Here is a 15924-nt window from a genome sequence, read left to right on the forward strand (position 1 = left end):
AGGCGGGTTCTTCGGGGGGGCGAAGATCAGAAGTTGAAGCGCACCGAGGCGGCCAGCGTGCGGCCCTGCACCGATCGCGCCCAGCCGATGCCGGTGGTCGGCATGCTCGCCTGGCTGATGTCGAGGAAGCCCTTGGCGTTGAACAGGTTGGTGCCGGTCAGCGCGACGTCGATCGCCTTGGTCGGGTGCAGGATCACGAAGCCGCCGACGGTGGTGAAGCCGGGCATCTTCAGCTGGTTGCTGTCCTGTGCGTAGCTGCTGGTGATCGTCACCACGCTCGCGCCGATCGTGGCGTATCTGGTGTCGACCTGCGGCGTCGCCTGCAGCGTCCAGGCCGGCTGGTGGCGCGGTTCCTTGCCGGTCAGCGTCGGATCGATCTTGTCCTCGGTGATCTTGGCCTTGGTGTAGGTGGCGCCGGCGACCATGCTGAACGGCCCGCGGCGGATGCCGCCCTCCAGCTCGAGGCCATAGGTGCGGTACTTGCGATAGGTCCAGGTCGCGGTGGCGTTGAGCTGGTTGTGGTCGTCGGCATAGGCGAGGAACGTCGTGGCGTTGAAGGTGATGCCGTTCTTGCGGAACTTGAGGCCGCCTTCGAGCTGCCGGACGATATCGAACCCGTGTTCGGACGCGGTGAGCTTGCCGGTGCCGTTGTCGATCGCGCTGGTGAACAGGATCTTGTCGGCATTGGCGCGGCCGCCGCGGCTATAGCGGGCGAAGAAGGCGAGCGGTTCGGCGGCGCGATAGTTGATGCCGGCCGAATAGCTCAGATATTTGAAGGTGTAGTCGACCGGCGCCGGCCGACCGAGCGGCAGCGCCGAGACGCGGGTTTCCGGCGCGCTGATCCTGCCGTCGCCGTTCATGTCGACGCTGACCGTACCGTTGCGGCCGTCGCCGAGATCGGCGCCGACCATCCAGCCCCGGGCGCTGCCGGTATCGTAGCGCAGGCTGCCGCCGATCGCGAGCTTGCCGAAGTGATAGTTGACCGAGGCATAGGGCGCGAAGAAGCTGTAGTCGACGTCGAACGAGCGGCGCAGGCGCGGCCCGTTGCGGCTATAGGCGTAGATGCCGTCCTGCGTCTGGGCGACGCCCGCGGCGCTGGTGAGGTTGACCAGCGCGCCGCGGCCGCCGCCGACCACGTCGGTCACCATCGAGATCTGCAGCGCCTCGACGGCGATCGTCTGGGTCGCGACATAGACGCCGCCGGTGACGGTGAGGTCGCCCTGGCCGAGCTTCCAGACGCGGGTGCCACGGAAATCATTGGCGAAATGATCGCCATTGCGCAGATTATAGGTGTTGACGAAGAAGTTGGCGAGCAAGCCGTTCCCGTTCGCATTGGCCGGCACCGGCTTGCCGGCATCGGGGCCGGTCGCGTAGGTGGCGGTGGCCCCGGTGCCCGCCAGCGAGGCGGCCAGCGTGGCGAGCGGCGCGACGGTGCTGGGGAAGCCGCGCAGGAATTCGCCCGAGGTGTTGGCGTAGCGCATCCGGTTCGTCAGCGTCCAGCCGCCGAGTTCGAACTGCGCTTCGAGCCCCAGCGACTTGGACTGCGGGTTCTGGCCGTTCTTCACCGGATAGCGGGCGATCTGGTTGTTGCCGTCGAGCGTGATCATCGCGCTGACGTTCGGCGAGAACATCGTGTCCTTGAGAATGTCGAAGCCCGCGATGTTGCCGATCACCGGCTTGTCGTTGGTGCCGGTGATGGTCACCGGATAGGTGGCATAGCTCGGCGCACGGTCGTCGAGCAGCTTCGCATAGGCGCGGATATAGCCGTTGGCGAAGGTCTTGGTGACGTTGAGCTTGACCTGGCCGCCCTTGAACGAGGTCATGCCGGTTTCGCGCGGCCCTTCGCCGACGCGGTAGAAGCCGCCGACATGGAAGCGCAGGCTGTCGCTGAGCTTCGCGCCGTAATCGAAGTCGACGCGCTTGAGATCGTAGTCGAGCCCCGCCGTCACCTGGATCGCGCCGCCCTCGACCTCGCCGGTCTTGGAGATGAGGTTGATCAGGCCGCCGGGCGACCCGGTGGCGAAGGTGGACGCCGAGCCGCCGCGGATCGTCTCGATCTGGCCGATCGTGAAGTCGGCGCGGACGAACGAATCGCCGGCCATGTTGAAGATGTCGTTGAACTCGACGACCGGCAGGCCGTCCTCCTCGATCTGGACATATTTCGAGCCGCCCGAACCGATCGGCAGGCCGCGCACGGTATAGTTGTTGTTGCCCTCGCTGATGCCGTTCTCGACCCGGATGCCCGCCATGGTGCGCAGGATGTCGGCGAGCCCGACCGGGCCCAGCTTCTGCGCCTCACTGCCCTTGAGCGAGCTGGTGGAAGTGGCGCTGTCCAGCCGGTCGCGACCCTTGGCGACGCCGGTGGAGAAGACTTCCTTCTCCGGCTCCGCCTGCGCTTCTTGCGGTTCGGCCGGGCGATCGGGCTTGGCGTTGGCCTGTGCCATGGCCTGGGTGGAAACGGACGTGGTTGCGATCAACGTTAACAGTAGCGCTGAAATCCTCACCGGTGCGACCCTTTTTTCGTTGCGGGCGTGATCCCTCTTGTCGCAATTATAGGCGGGCAACGGGGTGCCAGGGTTGCGGCGGCGTGCAGTTATACTTGCAATTGTCGTTCTGTACGTAATCAACCGGAGGCGTGTACTTGAGGTTTGTCCTGCGTTGTCAAGATGGTGTTTGAAGAGGAAGCCGTTACTTTGACGCGTGTTGCTGGGGGAATTGAACAGGCGGGAGCCGGTGGGCCGCGTTGCACCGCCAATCGATGGGGGAGCAGATAGACCGAGGCAGGATCGCCGGGCATTTTACGGTTTTCTAAGCTGGCGCTGCCATGGTCCGCCTCTCCGCCGCTTCCGGCGAAGCAGCATCCGGGGAGAGTACCATGCAGCGCCTGCCGCTGATCGCGCCGCAGCCGCCGCGGTTGAGCCTGATGACCGACGCGCTCCGCGCGATCGAGGCGCGCGGCACCTATTCCAACGGCGGCCCGGTGGTGCGCGGGTTCGAGGCGGCGGCGACGGCGCGGCTGTTCGGCGGCCAGGGCGCGTGCCTCGCGGTCGCCAATGCGACGATCGGGCTGATGCTGGCGATCCGCCACGCCGCGGGGCCGCGCGCGGGCGGCGATGCGCTGGCGCTGGTGCCGGCCTTCACCTTTGCCGCGACCGCGCAGGCGGTGCAATGGGCCGGGCTGACCCCGGTGCTGTGCGACATCGATCCCGAGGACTGGACGATGCGCGCCGATGCCGAGGCGGCGGCATTTGCGCGCTACGGCGATCGCATCGCGGTGGTGGTGCCCTATGCCACCTTCGGTGCGGCCCTCGATCTGGCGCGCTACCGTGACTATCACGCGCGCGGCATCGGCGTGGTGGTGGATGCGGCCGCCTCGCTCGGCACCATCGACGCGGACGGGCACCAGTTCGGCGCGGGGGCGCCGTTCCCGATCGTCTATTCCATGCACGCCACCAAGGTGTTCGCCACCGCCGAGGGCGGGCTGGTCCATAGCGGCGACACCGCGCGGATCGAGGCGCTGCGGCGGATGAGCAATTTCGGCTTCGACGGCGGCCGCTCGGCCGAAGGGCCGGGGCTCAACGCCAAGCTGCCCGAGGTGCTCGGCATGCTCGCCACGGCCAAGCTCGAAGAACTGGAGGGCATCGCCGCGCACCGCGCCGCGCTCGACCGCGTCTATCGCGACCGGCTGGGCGGCTTTGCCGATGCGCATGGCTTCCAGTTCCAGGCGCTGCGCGGATCGCGCCCGGCGCTGCAGTTCCAGTCGCTGCTGCTGCCCCGTGCCTTTGCCGGGCACCGCGCGGCGATCATCGCGGCGCTGGCCGGGCAGGGGATCGGCGCTGGCCACTATTTCAGTCCGCATCTCGGCGAGCAGCCCTGGTTCCGCAGCAGCTGCGTAATCGACCGCGCGCTGCCGGTCGCCGACGAGATCGCCGGCCGCATCCTGTCGCTGCCCGTCACCGACGGGATGACCGAGACCGATGTCGATACCGTCTGCACCGCGCTGATCGACGCCTGCCGCAGCGCAGGGCTGGACGGGCTGCGGGTCGAGCGGCGCGGGCGGGCGGTGCATTCGGCGCTGATCGTCGGCGGCGGGCCGGCGGGTACGGCATTGCTCACCGCCGCGACCAAGGGCGACCAGCTGGTACCGCTGGCCGAGACCGGGCTCGCGATCGTCGAGCGCGACGCCGTGCTCGGGCGCGGCGAGATCGGCAGCTATGCGATCACCTCGGACAGCACCGCCGAGACCTTCCTCACCGCGGTGAAGGACAATGTGCATGGCGACATCGCCGCGCTGACCGAGCACCCTGCCGGCCGCGAGGTGGCGCTCTATGCCGGGCGGCTGGGCGTGCCGCTGGCGCGCTCCACCCCGCTGCTGGAGGCGACCGGCGCGCGGCTCGGCACGCTGGTGGCGCAGCATGGCGGCGTGGTCGCGACGCGCTCCGAGGTGGTCGAGGCCCGCCGCACCCCGCAGGGCGACTGGGCGATGCGGGTGCGCAACCTGCTCACCGGCGACGAACGCGTGATGCGCGCGGCGAACCTGGTGATCGCCACCGGCGGCTATCAGGACCGCGCGCACGTCGCCGCCGAGGTGATCGCGGGCGCGCCGATCGGGGATCTGGCCGGGGACCGGCTGGTGCTGGGCGACGACTTCCTCCGGCTGGGCGGGCTCGACCGGCTGCGCGCGCGGCTGGCGGAGGTGCGGGCGCCGCGTATCGCGATCGTCGGCGGGTCGACCAGCGCGATGGCCGCCGCGGTGCTGCTGCTCAAGGCGAGCCCGGCGCTGCCGCTGGGAGCGGGGGCGCTGCGGCTCTACCATCGCCGGCCGCTGCGGCCCTTCTACCGCTCGGCCGAGGAGGCCCGGGCAGACGGCTTCACCGATTTCGGCGCCGAGGACATCTGCCCGTTGAGCGGCTTCGTCTATCGCCTTGCCGGTTTCCGGCTGGAGGCGCGCGAACTGGTGCTGCGGATGCTCGGCGTCGGCGGGCGCGCGCCCGATCCGCGCATGGCGCTGTGCCGGCTGACCGGCGAGAACGACGCGGCGATGCGGGCGGAGCTCGAAACCGCCGACGTGGTGATCGGCGCGCTCGGCTATCGTCCGCGGGCGCTGCCGCTCTACGATGCCGAGGGCGCGCGCATCGCGCTGATGGCGGACCATCCCGGCCGCCCGCGGCTGGTCGACCAGCGCTGCCGCGTGCTCGATGCCGAGGGGCGGGTGGTGCCCGGCGTCTACGGCCTCGGGCTCGCCTCGGGCCATGTGCCCGACGGGCCGCTGGGCGGCGAGGCGAGCTTCAGCGGCAAGGCCAATGGGCTGTGGCTGTGGCAGAACGATATCGGCCGGATGATCGTCGACCAGATCCTCGCCGACCGGGCGCGCGCGGCGGCATGAGCGACGCGCCGACCCTCTCAGTGGTGATGGCGACCTATGAAGGCGCCGCGCTGCTGCCCGAGACGCTGGCGAGCCTGCAGGCGCAGAGTTTCGGCGACTGGGAACTGGTCGCGGTCGACGACGGCTCACGCGACGATACCGTGGCGGTGCTGCGAAGCGTGGGCGATCCGCGCATCCGCGTGATCGAAAGCGCGGTAAACGGCGGCCCGGTGGTGGCGCGCAACCGCGCCTTCGCCGCCGCGCGCGGCCGCTATGTCGCGGGGCTCGACCAGGACGATCTCTGCCTGCCCGATCGTTTCGCCCGGCAGGTCGCCTGGCTCGATGCGCATCCCGGGACCGTGCTGGTCAGCACCGCCACCGATTGCCTGGTCGAGGGGCGGGTGCGGGCAGGGCAGTGGGTGCGGCCGCTCACGCCCGGGCTGATCGACTGGCTGATGCTGGTGCAGAACCCGTTGGTCTGGTCCTCGGTGCTGTTCCGCGCCGAGGCCGCGCGCCGGCTGGCGATTTTCGAGCGGCCCGAATGCCGCTATGTCGAGGATTTCGACCTCTACCACCGCCTGCGCGCCTTCGGCCGGATCGACCAGATCGACACCGTGCTCACCCTGTACCGCCAGCACGCCGGGGGCGCCTCGCAGGTGTTCAACGGCACCATGGCGGCGCATGCCGAGACGCTGCTCCGCGCGCGGCACCGGGCGTTGCTCGGCGAAGGCGCGCCGGACATCGCCGGGCTGCTGGTGCGCTATGTCATGGCCAGGACGCCAATCGGTGACTTCGGGCTGCTGCGTCGCCTGTTCGACGGCATCGCGGTGCTTCGCGCGCATTTCGGGGCGCAGGGGCAGGATGCGGCGACGCTGGCGCGGGTGGACCGGGAGATTTCCCGGCTGTGGTGGCGGCTCTGCCGCACGGCGGTGCGCTCCGGCCGCCTGCCGCTGCGCCACGCGCTTGCCGCGCGTCCCGCGGCGGCGGCGCTGGGCGATGCCCGGCCCGTCGACCTCGCGGCGAGCGGGCTGATCGGCGCCGTCCGGGCGCTTGCTCATCGCAGGACATAGCACCACCTCGCTTGACAGCTTGCGGCCGACCCGCGAACCGGATCCCATCGCTTCCCCGGAGGTTTCGCGTCCATGCCCGTTTCGCCGACCCCGACCCGCCGCTGGCTGCTGGCCGCGCTGGCCGCCGCGCTCGCGATCCCTGCCCAGGCCGCACCGCGCCCGCCGCTGGTGCTCGCCGCCGCCAGCCTGCAGGAATCGATGAACGCCGCCGCCGATGCCTGGGCGCGGCTGGGGCATGCGCGCCCGGTGCTGTCCTTCGCGGCCTCCTCGGCGCTGGCCCGGCAGATCCAGTCGGGCGCGCCGGCGGACCTGTTCGTCTCGGCCGACGAGCCCTGGATGGACGCGGTGGACAAGGCGGGCAAGCTCGCCCCCGGCACCCGCGTCGCCTTTCTCGGCAATCGCCTGGTCCTCGCCGGTGCGGCGGCGGACCGGCGCACCGTGCCGCTCGACCGTGCCGGGCCGCTGCTCGCCGCGATCGGCCAGGCGCGGCTGGCGATGGCCGATCCCGATGCGGTGCCCGCCGGGCTGTATGGCAAGGCGGCGCTCCAGAAGATCGGCGCCTGGGACCGGCTGGCCCCCAAGGTGGTGCGCGCTGAGAATGTCCGCGCCGCGCTGGCGCTGGTCGAACGCGGCGCCGCGTCCTTCGGCATCGTCTACGCCACCGATGCGCGCGCCTCCGCCAAGGTGCGGATCGCCGGCATCTTCCCGGCGGCGAACCATCCGCCGATCCGCTATCCGGTCGCGCGGCTGAAGACCGCCGCCAGCCCCGATGCCGAGGCGTTCCGCCGCTTCCTGATCGGCGCGCGCGGCAAGGCGATCTTCGCGCGCTACGGCTTCACGCCGCTGTGAGCCTGGCCGCGTGCTGAGCGCCGAGGAATGGGGCATCGTCCTGCTCTCGCTCAAGGTGGGCGGCGTGGCGGTGCTGGCGGTGCTGCCGCTCGCCTTCGCGCTCGCCTGGCTGCTGGCGCGGGGGCGCTTTCCCGGCAAGCTGCTGCTCGACGCGCTGGTGCATCTGCCGCTGGTGGTGCCGCCGGTGGTCACCGGCTGGATGCTGCTGCTCGCCTTCGCGCCGGCCGGGCCGATCGGCGGGCTGCTCGAGCGCTGGTTCGGCGTGACCGTGCTGTTCCGCTGGAGTGGCGCGGCGATCGCGGCTGGGGTGATGGCGCTGCCGCTGATGGTGCGCGCGATCCGGTTATCGCTGGAGGCGGTCGACCAAAGGCTGGAGCAGGCGGCGCGCAGCCTCGGCGCCGGACCGGTGCGGACCTTCGCCACCGTCACCCTGCCGCTGGCGCTGCCGGGCGTGCTGGCCGGGCTGGTGCTCGGCTTCGCGCGTGCGCTGGGCGAGTTCGGCGCGACCATCTCCTTCGTGTCCAACGTGCCGGGCGAGACCGAGACGCTGCCGCTCGCCATCTATTCGGCGCTGCAGGTGCCGGGGGGCGAGGGGCAGGTGCTGCGGCTGGCGGCGGTGTCGATCGCGACCGCCTTCGTCGCGCTGCTCGGGTCCGAGCTGGTCGCGCGGCGGACGGGCAGGGGCACCCATGTCCTTTGACATCGACGTGCGCCGCACGCTGGGCGAGACCGAGATCGCCTGCCGCGTGGAACCTGGCGCGGGGGTGACGGTGCTGTTCGGCCCCTCGGGCGCGGGCAAGTCGAGCGTGCTCAACATGGTCGCCGGGCTGCTCCGCCCCGATTCCGGGCATATCCGGGTGGGCGGGCACACGCTGTTCGATGCGGCCGCGGGGGTGGACCGCAAGCCCGAGGCGCGGCGCGCCGGCTATGTGTTCCAGGAGCCGCGGCTGTTCCCCCACCTGCGCGCGCGGGCGAACCTGCTCTATGGCTGGCGGAAAGGTGCGGCGGTGGACGTGGACGGGGTGATCGACCTGCTCGGCATCGCGCACCTGCTCGATCGCTGGCCGCGCACGCTCTCGGGCGGCGAGGCGAAGCGGGTGGCGATCGGCCGCGCACTGCTCACCGATCCGGCCTTTTTGCTGCTCGACGAGCCGCTCGCCTCGCTCGACCGTGCCCGGCGCGAGGAGATCCTGGCGCTGCTGGAGCGGCTGCGCGACGGCATCGGCCTGCCGATCCTGCTCGTCACCCACGACCGCGCCGAGGCGGAGCGGCTGGGGGACCGGATCGTGGCGTTCGGCGAATAGGGGGCGGCGCTCAGCCGATCGAGTTCATGCGCACGGCCCGGGTGAGCTGATGGGGCCGGTACGGCTTCGGCAGGAAGACGGCACCCATCTCGTCGTCCTTGAGCACCGATGGATCGCCTCCGGAGGAGATGATCACGTGCACCAGCGGATCCGACGCGCGAATCTCGGCAGCAAGCTGTAATCCGTCGAGCAACCCGGGCATGTGCAGGTCCGTCAACAGGACGTCGATATCGTGCTTGGCCGCCAGTGCCAGCGCTTCCGAAGTGTCGGATGCCTCCAGAACCTGGAAGCCTTCCTCTTTAAGCAGGGAGGCTGCCAGTATTCGGATGTAATCCTCATCGTCCACGATAAGGATGGTCGAGGAGAATTCGTGTCCCATCTTCGCTCCCTTAGCACGTGAGAATGAAATCGGGGTGCGCTCGTTCCACAACCTAAGTTTGCTTGACGTATATTAACCACGTCTTGTCTGGACTTGTTGCTGTCGAACGCTCCTAACGCTTCGTTGCTCCGTGCCATGGTCTTAGTACCTAATTGTCGACCCCGTTCGAGATCGGCAGAAGGGCGCTACCGGGACAGTCTCTCAGACAAGCCGGGTCGCACGGCGCCGGAGCATTCCCCCGCAAGCTCCGTGCGGCACAAGGAATAGCCCGCCTCCCCCTCGGCGGGCTCTTCTGGCTATCGGACAGGGGCCGGTTGGATCGCAGCGATGCAGCGCTACTATTTCCACGTGCACGACGGTGGCGGCGCACTCCTCGATCCCGAGGGCACCGACCTCCTCGACGACGACGCGGCGCTGCGGACCGCAATCGGGTTCGTCCGTTCGCTTCTCTGCGAGGACCTCACCAACGGCCTTCTCGATCTGCGTGGGCGCATCGAAGTGGTACGGTCGAGCGGCGAGCTTCTGCGCGTTCTCCGGTTCGCGGATTGCATCTGCGTACTGTCTGGCCGCGTCTGAATTTGTGTGTGTGGGGCGTTCCCCCTTTCAAGTATATGTCGGAGAACCAATCCACGCCCGGAAAATCATTGGAGCAACTTGCGATACGTTAAGACGTTGATGTGCTGGAGGCAGTTATGACCAGCTCGGAAGAACCCACGGTTCTCGTCGTTGAAGACGAGACCTTTGTGCGCATGATCGCAGCAGACGCGCTCGCCGAAAGCGGCTTTCAGGTTCTTGAGGCGCCCGATGCAACGGAGGCGCTCGCGCTTCTGGAAAAGCATGAAGTTGCGGTCGTATTGAACCGCGCCGGGTTTGCCGGAGGCTCCAACTCCTGAGAAGGTGGAGCCTGTATGAGTAAGACGACGAACAAGTTTGCGCCGGAGGTCCGCGAGCGGGCGGTGCGGATGGTGGTCGATCACGAGCGCGATTATCCTTCCCGCTGGGCGGCGGTGGTGTCGATCGCGGAGAAGATTGGCTGCGTTCCGCAGACGCTGCATGAGTGGGTGAAGAAGGCGGAGGTCGACAGCGGCAAGCGCGCTGGTGTCCCGACCGAGGTTGCCGACAAGGTGAAGGCGCTAGAACGCGAGGTCCGCGAGCTGCGGCAGGCCAATGAGATTCTGCGCAAGGCGTCCGCATATTTTGCGCAGGCGGAGCTCGACCGCCCGTTCCGGCGATGATCGCGTTCATTGACGATCACCGCGATGCCTATGGGGTCGAGCCGATCTGCCGCGTCCTGCCGATCGCCCCATCCACGTACCACGAGCGCGTCGCGCAGCGACAGGATCCGACACGCCTGTCGGCGCGAGCACGGCAGGATGCGGCCCTCAAGCCTGAGATCGCGCGTGTGTTCGCTGAGAACTTCGCAGTCTACGGCGTGCGCAAGGTCTGGCGGCAGATGATGCGGGAGGGCGTGTCCGTCGCCCGCTGTACCGTCGCGCGATTGATGCGTGAGATGGGTTTGGCAGGGGTGATCCGGGGCAAGCCGGTGCGCACGACCATCAGCGACAAGGCGGCGCCGTGCCCGCTCGATCACGTCAACCGCCAGTTTTACGCGCCAGCGCCGAACATGCTGTGGGTGTCGGACTTCACCTACGTCGCGACCTGGGCGGGGTTCGTCTACGTCGCCTTCGTCATCGACACCTATGCTCGGCGGATCGTCGGCTGGCGGGCCAGCAGAACGGCGCATGCCAGCTTCGTCCTCGATGCCTTGGAACAAGCGCTTCACGATCGCCGGCCGACCCATCGGGGCGGCCTCATCCATCATAGCGATCGTGGCTCGCAATACGTGTCTATCAAGTACACCGAACGCCTCGCCGAAGCCGGGATCGAGCCATCCGTGGGCAGTGTCGGCGATAGCTACGACAACGCTTTAGCCGAGACGATCAACGGCCTCTACAAAGCCGAGGTGATCCACCGGCGAGGGCCGTGGCGCAGCTTCGAAGCCGTCGAATATGCCACGCTCGAATGGGTCGACTGGTTCAACCATCGTCGGCTGCTCGAGCCCATCGGCAACATCCCGCCTGCCGAAGCCGAAGATCAATATTATGCTGCCGCAAGCAACCTCGATATGGCAGCGTGACTCACAAACCAATGCCTCCGGCAGACCCGGCGCGGTTCATATTCACCGACATCAACATGCCGGGGCCGATCGACGGGCTGGAGCTGGCGGATATCGTCTCCACCCGATTTCCGCGCGTGAAGGTGATTGTCACCTCGGGCAAGCAATGGCTGGAGCCGAAAGAGTTGCCCGACGACAGCCTCTTCCTGCCCAAGCCCTACCGGCCGACGCAACTGGCCAGGCTTGTCGGGCAGCAGGCGGGGCGCCTCGCCTAGGGGGCTACGCTCGGGCGTGCAGCCGAGCGAAGGTTCGGCGTACGACCTTACACCCAAGCCTCCTCGCTGATTGCCGATACGCTGGCGACCGGCAGTGCATAAGCCGTGCGTCCCGAATCCCACGCAGGCGCCGCAGCCCCGCCGCCCTCGATACGGAACTGGCCAGCCTGCTCCACCAGCTGGCCGATCTCGGCCATCAGGTTGCGCGCCGCCGCCGAGGTCTCCTCCACCATCGCGGCGTTCTGCTGGGTGGAATTGTCCATCACCCGGATCGTCTCGCTGAGCCGCGAGATCGATTCCGACTGGACGCGGTTGTCCGCCGCGACCTGGCCGAGCAGCTTGTGCACCGACTGGGCGTTTTCCGAGATCGAGCTGAACGCGCCGTCGACATCCTCGACCGCCGCCACCGCGGTGCCGATCTCGACCTGGGTGACGGTCAGCTGGTCGCGGGCGCGGCCGGCTTCTTCCTCGGCGCGCATCGCCAGCGCGGAGACGAGGTCGGCGACGACGGCGAAGCCACGGCCCGCCTCGCCGGCGCGGCCTGCCTCGACGGCGGCGTTCATCGCGAGAACGCGGGTCTGGAAGGCGATCTTGTCGAGGCCTTCGATCACCGCGTCGATGCCCTTGGCGCTCTCCGAGACGCGGCTCATCGCCGTCACCGCATTGCTCACGCGCGCGCGGCCCGAGCTGACCGCCTCGATCGTCTGGTCGGCGCGGCCCACGGTTTCGCTTGCGGCGCGGACCGAAGTGCGCAGGCGTTCGTCGATCTGGCTGATCTCGGCGGTGGTCGTCTCGAGGCTCGCGGCATTGGCTTCGGTACGCCGGGCGAGGTCTTCCGACGCGGCGGTGATCTCGGTCGAGGCGCGGCGCAGCGACCCGGCGCCGCTATGGACCGAGCCGATCAGGGTGCGCAGGCTGTCCACCGCGACGTTGAAGTCCTGCTTGAGCCGCGCGAACGGGCCGCTGAGGTCGGCATCGACATGGGTGGTGAGGTCGCCGCCCGCCAGCTTCTGCAGCCCCGAGCCGACCGTTTCGACGATCAGTTCGGTGGTCGCCTGCTTCTCGGCATTGGCGGCTTCGACCTGCTGGTTGAACTGCGCGATGGAACGGGCGAGCGCGCCGAGTTCGTCCTGGCGATCGGTTTCGGGCAGCGGCGTACCGGGCTCGGTCACCAGCTTCTCCACCGTGTCGGACAGGGCGATCAGCGGATCGACCAGCCGGCGACGGGCGAGGCGCGCGGCATAGAGCGCACCGCCGATCGCGGCGAGCAGCGTCGCGGCCAGCAGACCGGTGGTGATCCAGCCGAGCGTCGCGCCTGCCTTGGCGGTGCCGTCGGAATAGTGCTCGATCGCATCCGACGCGGCCGCCATCGAGTCTTCGAGAACGGAGAATTGCTGGAAGAAGCCGGGCAGCTGGCGCTTGGCAGCGGCCGGATTGCCGGCGGCGGCGGCGTCGGCGATCTGCTGGGCGGCATTGGCATAGGCGACCATCGGGTCGCCCACCTTGGCGGCGGCGGCTTCGATCGCGGCGTCGCCCTTGAACGCGACGTCCTCGGCGATGCGCGTGCGCAGCGTGCCGAGATGCTCGTCGAGATCCTTGCGCGCATCCTCCAGCTTGATGCCGATACCGGGCTCGCTGGAGGCGAGAATGGCAAGCACGTCGCTGCGCACCGCATCGTGCATCATGTCCGCCTCCATATGATTGCGGAGCAGCCCCGACGCCGTCGCCTGCTCGCTCAGCGCTGCGCCGAGCAGCCAGGACGAGACGATGCCGGTCCCCCCGCAGAGCAGGAAAAGCAGGATGATGGCGATGGTTAGCTTGCGGGTTGCGTACGCGATCGACTGCACGACTTCGCTCCAGGCTTTTGACGCGTCAGCAATGAGAAGCGCCCTCTCCAGAAAAATTATAGACAAGATTCGATAAAACAGAGTCCGGCTTCCTAAAACTCTGGTCGTGGGGTGATGGGATGCTTGGTGATGAAGCGTTTTCTGTTCGCCCTCGTGCTGGGCTGTACATTGCCGGACTACGTATTTGCCCAGAGGGTGGTCGATGTGCACCTTGTGGAAACGATTGACGTCGTCAGCGTGGCGCGCGGCGGTGATCGGGAACGGACCTATGTGCTCGACGATACCCACCTCACCGCCGATGCCGATCTGGCGCGGCTGGTCGGCTGGCAGGGCGCTACCGCGCATGTCGATGTGATGAGCACGATGGGCGGGCGGCCCAACGGGGCGGCGGGCACGCTGCAGGGCGTCGACAGCATCGAGGTGGCGAGCCACCATGTCCGGCTGTTCGAAGCCTGGGTGGAGCAGCGCATCGGGCAGCACAGCACGGTGCGCGCGGGCGCCTATGATCTCAACAGCGAATTCTACGTCAATGGCGCGGCGGGGCTGCTGCTCTCGCCCTCGTTCGGCGCGGGATCCGAGCTCGCGGCGACGGGACCGAACGGCCCGTCGATCTTTCCGTCGACCGCGCTGACGGTGCGGGTGGAGCATCGCTTCGGCGACATCGCCTATGCCCGCGCGGCGGTGCTCAACGGTGCGGCGGGATGCCTGGGCGATCCCCACGGGCTCGACTTCAGCTTCCGCGACGGCCTGCTGCTGATCGGCGAGGCCGGAATCGAGCGGCCGGGCCTCAAGATCGCCGGCGGCTATTGGCGCTACACCAAGCGGCATGACGACTATACCGAGGTCGACGCCGACGGCGTTCCCCTACAGCGGGTCGATCATGGCGGCTATGCGATCGCCGAACTGCAGCTGACCGGCGGGGAGGGCAAGCGATCGCTGACCGTCTTCGGCCGCGCGGGCATGTCCGGCGGTGCCGCGACGCCGTTCCAGGGCGGCTGGCAAGCGGGGTTCCTGGTCGAGCGGCTCATTGCCGGGCGCCCGGATTCGCAGGCCTCGTTCGGGATGAGCCGCGGCGTGACCACCCCGGGCTACGGCGCGGTGCTGCTTGACGCGGGCGCGCGCCCGTCGCGTGCCGAGACCAGCTTCGAGCTGACCTATTCGGACCAGCTCGCCACATGGCTGACCGTCCAGCCCGACCTCCAGTTCATCGCCGATCGCGGCGGCGTGGAAAAGGCGCGCGGGGTGGTGGTGGGCACGCTGCGGCTGACGATCGCCTTCTGATCTGCCGGGCTGCGCGCCGCGCGTGTGTCAGGCGCGGGCCGGCGCTTGCCGGCGGCGGCGCAACAGGCCGCCGATGCCCGCGAAGCCGAGCAGCAGCATGCCCCAGCTGGCGGGCTCCGGCACCGTGCTGTCGGTGTCGAACCGGATCGGCGTCTGGGTCAGGTCGACCATGGTGGGCCCGGTCACCTCGAAGGTCAGCCCGGTCACGAAGGCGTTGGGATTGTCCGGATCCAGCCCGAGCGCCGGATCGATGCCGGCGATGCGAAAGCCCGACACGCCGCCGATCGCCGCGAAGTCGACGAGGAAGGGGGGGCCGCCCGCGCCCACCCCGGTAGCGAACGGAGTCGCCAGGTCGCTGAGCAGGTAGATGGTATAGCCATCGGGATCGCCGAGATCGGGGAACAGCGCGCTGAGGATGTCCGGGCTGCCCGCGCCGACCTCGAAATCATAGCCGGTCGCGACGATCGGATCGACGAAGACCCGCTGGTTCTGCTGGACCTGGAACTGGAAGCCGAAGCCGGGGCCGCCATTGCCGTTGGTGACGTTGCTGGGCAGCAGCGGCGTGGCGGGTGAGGTGCCGTCGGCGAGGACGGCGCCGTTGCGGATGGAGAATTTGAACACGCCTGCCTCGCCGCCGGCCACGTTGGTGATGTTGGTGAAGTTGAGCGCGCCCCTGGACGAGAAGGAGCCGGGGAGCGAATAGAAATGGGCGCCGTCGCCGGCATCGAACCCGGCCTGCGCCGGTACGCCGCCCAGCCCGCCGATGCCGCCGCTGGCGTCGCCGGTCGTCCATTCGATGCGATCGTAGCGGAACTCGATGTCGAAGTCGCCGGAATTGGCCATTCCGGCCAGCGTCATCTGGAAATTGTTCAGCTTGCTGCCATTCTCTTCGAAATAGCCGACATTGTTCCACGTGACCGTGAAGCTGTTGGCGGATTGGGAGCCGAGATAGACCGCCCCGCAGCCGCTGCAGCGCGTGTCCACGTCCGCCCAGAAGGGCGCGATCAGCGGCGCCGCCGCATGGCCGTCGAACGGCACCGGCGTGAAGCTGGAGATCCCCTGGCCGAAGCTGATATTGCCGTTGTTGTTGACGAAGAAGGATCGCCCCGAATAGCCGAAGAAGTTGATCAGGAACGGGCTGTTCTGCACCGCGCTGAAATCGTCGTCATTGGGCTGCAGGACGAGATTGCCATAGCCTGCCGGGCCGCCCATGCCCCCGCGCAGCGTTGCCGCCCCCGCCGATGTCGCCAGGACGAGCGCCAGTGCGCTCGCCACGGCCGTCGCCATGTCCCGCATGATCCTCTCCCACCCCGACTGTCCCGTATTGGGTAGCAAAGCGGGCGGGGGCTGTTGATCCCTCCCGCGGGACAATCGCCTCCGCCCCGGACAGGATCACCCTCGCGGTGCATGTCGCGCGGTTGGCTTGGGAAAAGCGGAG

General features: G+C 68.6%; 14 protein-coding genes and 1 other annotated feature. Of the genes, 10 read left to right on the forward strand and 4 right to left on the reverse strand.

All coding sequences use genetic code 11. The annotated features are described in order from the left end of the window. Nucleotides 1–26 precede the first annotated feature (26 nt). The gene (locus tag GGR89_RS10045) at nt 27–2444 is read right to left on the reverse strand and encodes a TonB-dependent receptor domain-containing protein (protein WP_164542600.1); all 2418 of its coding nucleotides are present in this window, start codon (nt 2442–2444) and stop codon (nt 27–29) included. A 431-nt stretch (nt 2445–2875) separates the two neighbouring features. On the opposite strand from GGR89_RS10045, the gene GGR89_RS10050 reads away from it, so the two are divergent. The 5 genes from GGR89_RS10050 to GGR89_RS10070 all read left to right on the forward strand — a co-directional run bounded on the left by GGR89_RS10050 (nt 2876) and on the right by GGR89_RS10070 (nt 8588). After that, nucleotides 2876–5386: a DegT/DnrJ/EryC1/StrS family aminotransferase gene (locus GGR89_RS10050; protein WP_125971992.1), complete on the forward strand. Its 2511-nt coding sequence runs from the start codon at nt 2876–2878 to the stop codon at nt 5384–5386. After that, nucleotides 5383–6435: a glycosyltransferase family 2 protein gene (locus GGR89_RS10055; protein ID WP_125971994.1), complete on the forward strand. Its 1053-nt coding sequence runs from the start codon at nt 5383–5385 to the stop codon at nt 6433–6435. Before GGR89_RS10050 ends, GGR89_RS10055 begins: the two co-directional genes overlap by 4 nt. 72 nt (nt 6436–6507) lie before the next feature. Then, nucleotides 6508–7284 (forward strand): molybdate ABC transporter substrate-binding protein, encoded by a 777-nt coding sequence (modA, locus tag GGR89_RS10060; RefSeq protein WP_125971996.1) that lies wholly within the window; start codon nt 6508–6510, stop codon nt 7282–7284. Between the two features lie 10 nt (nt 7285–7294). After that, entirely contained in the window at nt 7295–7984 is a 690-nt protein-coding gene (modB, locus tag GGR89_RS10065) for a molybdate ABC transporter permease subunit (RefSeq protein WP_125971998.1), read from the forward strand. Next, entirely contained in the window at nt 7974–8588 is a 615-nt protein-coding gene (locus GGR89_RS10070; protein WP_125972000.1) for an ATP-binding cassette domain-containing protein, read from the forward strand. Before modB ends, GGR89_RS10070 begins: the two co-directional genes overlap by 11 nt. A gap of 10 nt (nt 8589–8598) precedes the next feature. On the opposite strand, the gene GGR89_RS10075 is transcribed toward GGR89_RS10070, so the two are convergent. Beyond that, nucleotides 8599–8967 (reverse strand): response regulator, encoded by a 369-nt coding sequence (locus tag GGR89_RS10075; protein WP_125972001.1) that lies wholly within the window; start codon nt 8965–8967, stop codon nt 8599–8601. A 327-nt stretch (nt 8968–9294) separates the two neighbouring features. On the opposite strand from GGR89_RS10075, the gene GGR89_RS10080 reads away from it, so the two are divergent. The 4 genes from GGR89_RS10080 to GGR89_RS10095 all read left to right on the forward strand — a co-directional run bounded on the left by GGR89_RS10080 (nt 9295) and on the right by GGR89_RS10095 (nt 11358). Then, nucleotides 9295–9543, forward strand: a complete 249-nt coding sequence (locus GGR89_RS10080; protein ID WP_125972003.1) for a DUF6894 family protein — start codon at nt 9295–9297, stop codon at nt 9541–9543. Between the two features lie 116 nt (nt 9544–9659). After that, nucleotides 9660–9860, forward strand: a complete 201-nt coding sequence (locus tag GGR89_RS10085) for a response regulator (protein WP_125972005.1) — start codon at nt 9660–9662, stop codon at nt 9858–9860. A gap of 15 nt (nt 9861–9875) precedes the next feature. Beyond that, a protein-coding gene (locus GGR89_RS10090) for an IS3 family transposase (protein WP_125972007.1) occupies nt 9876–11104 on the forward strand; the annotation gives its coding sequence in 2 pieces (ribosomal slippage) (nt 9876–10164 and nt 10164–11104; 1230 coding nt in all). Further along, nucleotides 10157–10273, forward strand: a sequence feature (AL1L pseudoknot). It overlaps the preceding gene by 117 nt. 11 nt (nt 11105–11115) lie before the next feature. Further along, on the forward strand, nt 11116–11358 hold the full coding sequence (locus tag GGR89_RS10095; protein WP_164542593.1) for a hypothetical protein: 243 nt from the start codon (nt 11116–11118) through the stop codon (nt 11356–11358). A gap of 47 nt (nt 11359–11405) precedes the next feature. Here the strand turns inward: GGR89_RS10095 and GGR89_RS10100 are convergent, their stop codons facing one another. After that, on the reverse strand, nt 11406–13205 hold the full coding sequence (locus GGR89_RS10100; RefSeq protein WP_241213239.1) for a methyl-accepting chemotaxis protein: 1800 nt from the start codon (nt 13203–13205) through the stop codon (nt 11406–11408). A 129-nt stretch (nt 13206–13334) separates the two neighbouring features. Here GGR89_RS10100 and GGR89_RS10105 point away from each other — a divergent pair, with 129 nt between their 5' ends. Then, complete coding sequence (locus tag GGR89_RS10105) at nt 13335–14486, forward strand: carbohydrate porin (protein ID WP_209092215.1); 1152 nt, start codon at nt 13335–13337, stop codon at nt 14484–14486. A 27-nt stretch (nt 14487–14513) separates the two neighbouring features. On the opposite strand, the gene GGR89_RS10110 is transcribed toward GGR89_RS10105, so the two are convergent. Then, nucleotides 14514–15782 (reverse strand): nidogen-like domain-containing protein, encoded by a 1269-nt coding sequence (locus tag GGR89_RS10110; RefSeq protein WP_125972011.1) that lies wholly within the window; start codon nt 15780–15782, stop codon nt 14514–14516. Nucleotides 15783–15924: the final 142 nt, after the last annotated feature.

The sequence above is a fragment of the Sphingomonas trueperi genome (assembly GCF_011927635.1).
Lineage (GTDB): Bacteria > Pseudomonadota > Alphaproteobacteria > Sphingomonadales > Sphingomonadaceae > Sphingomonas > Sphingomonas trueperi.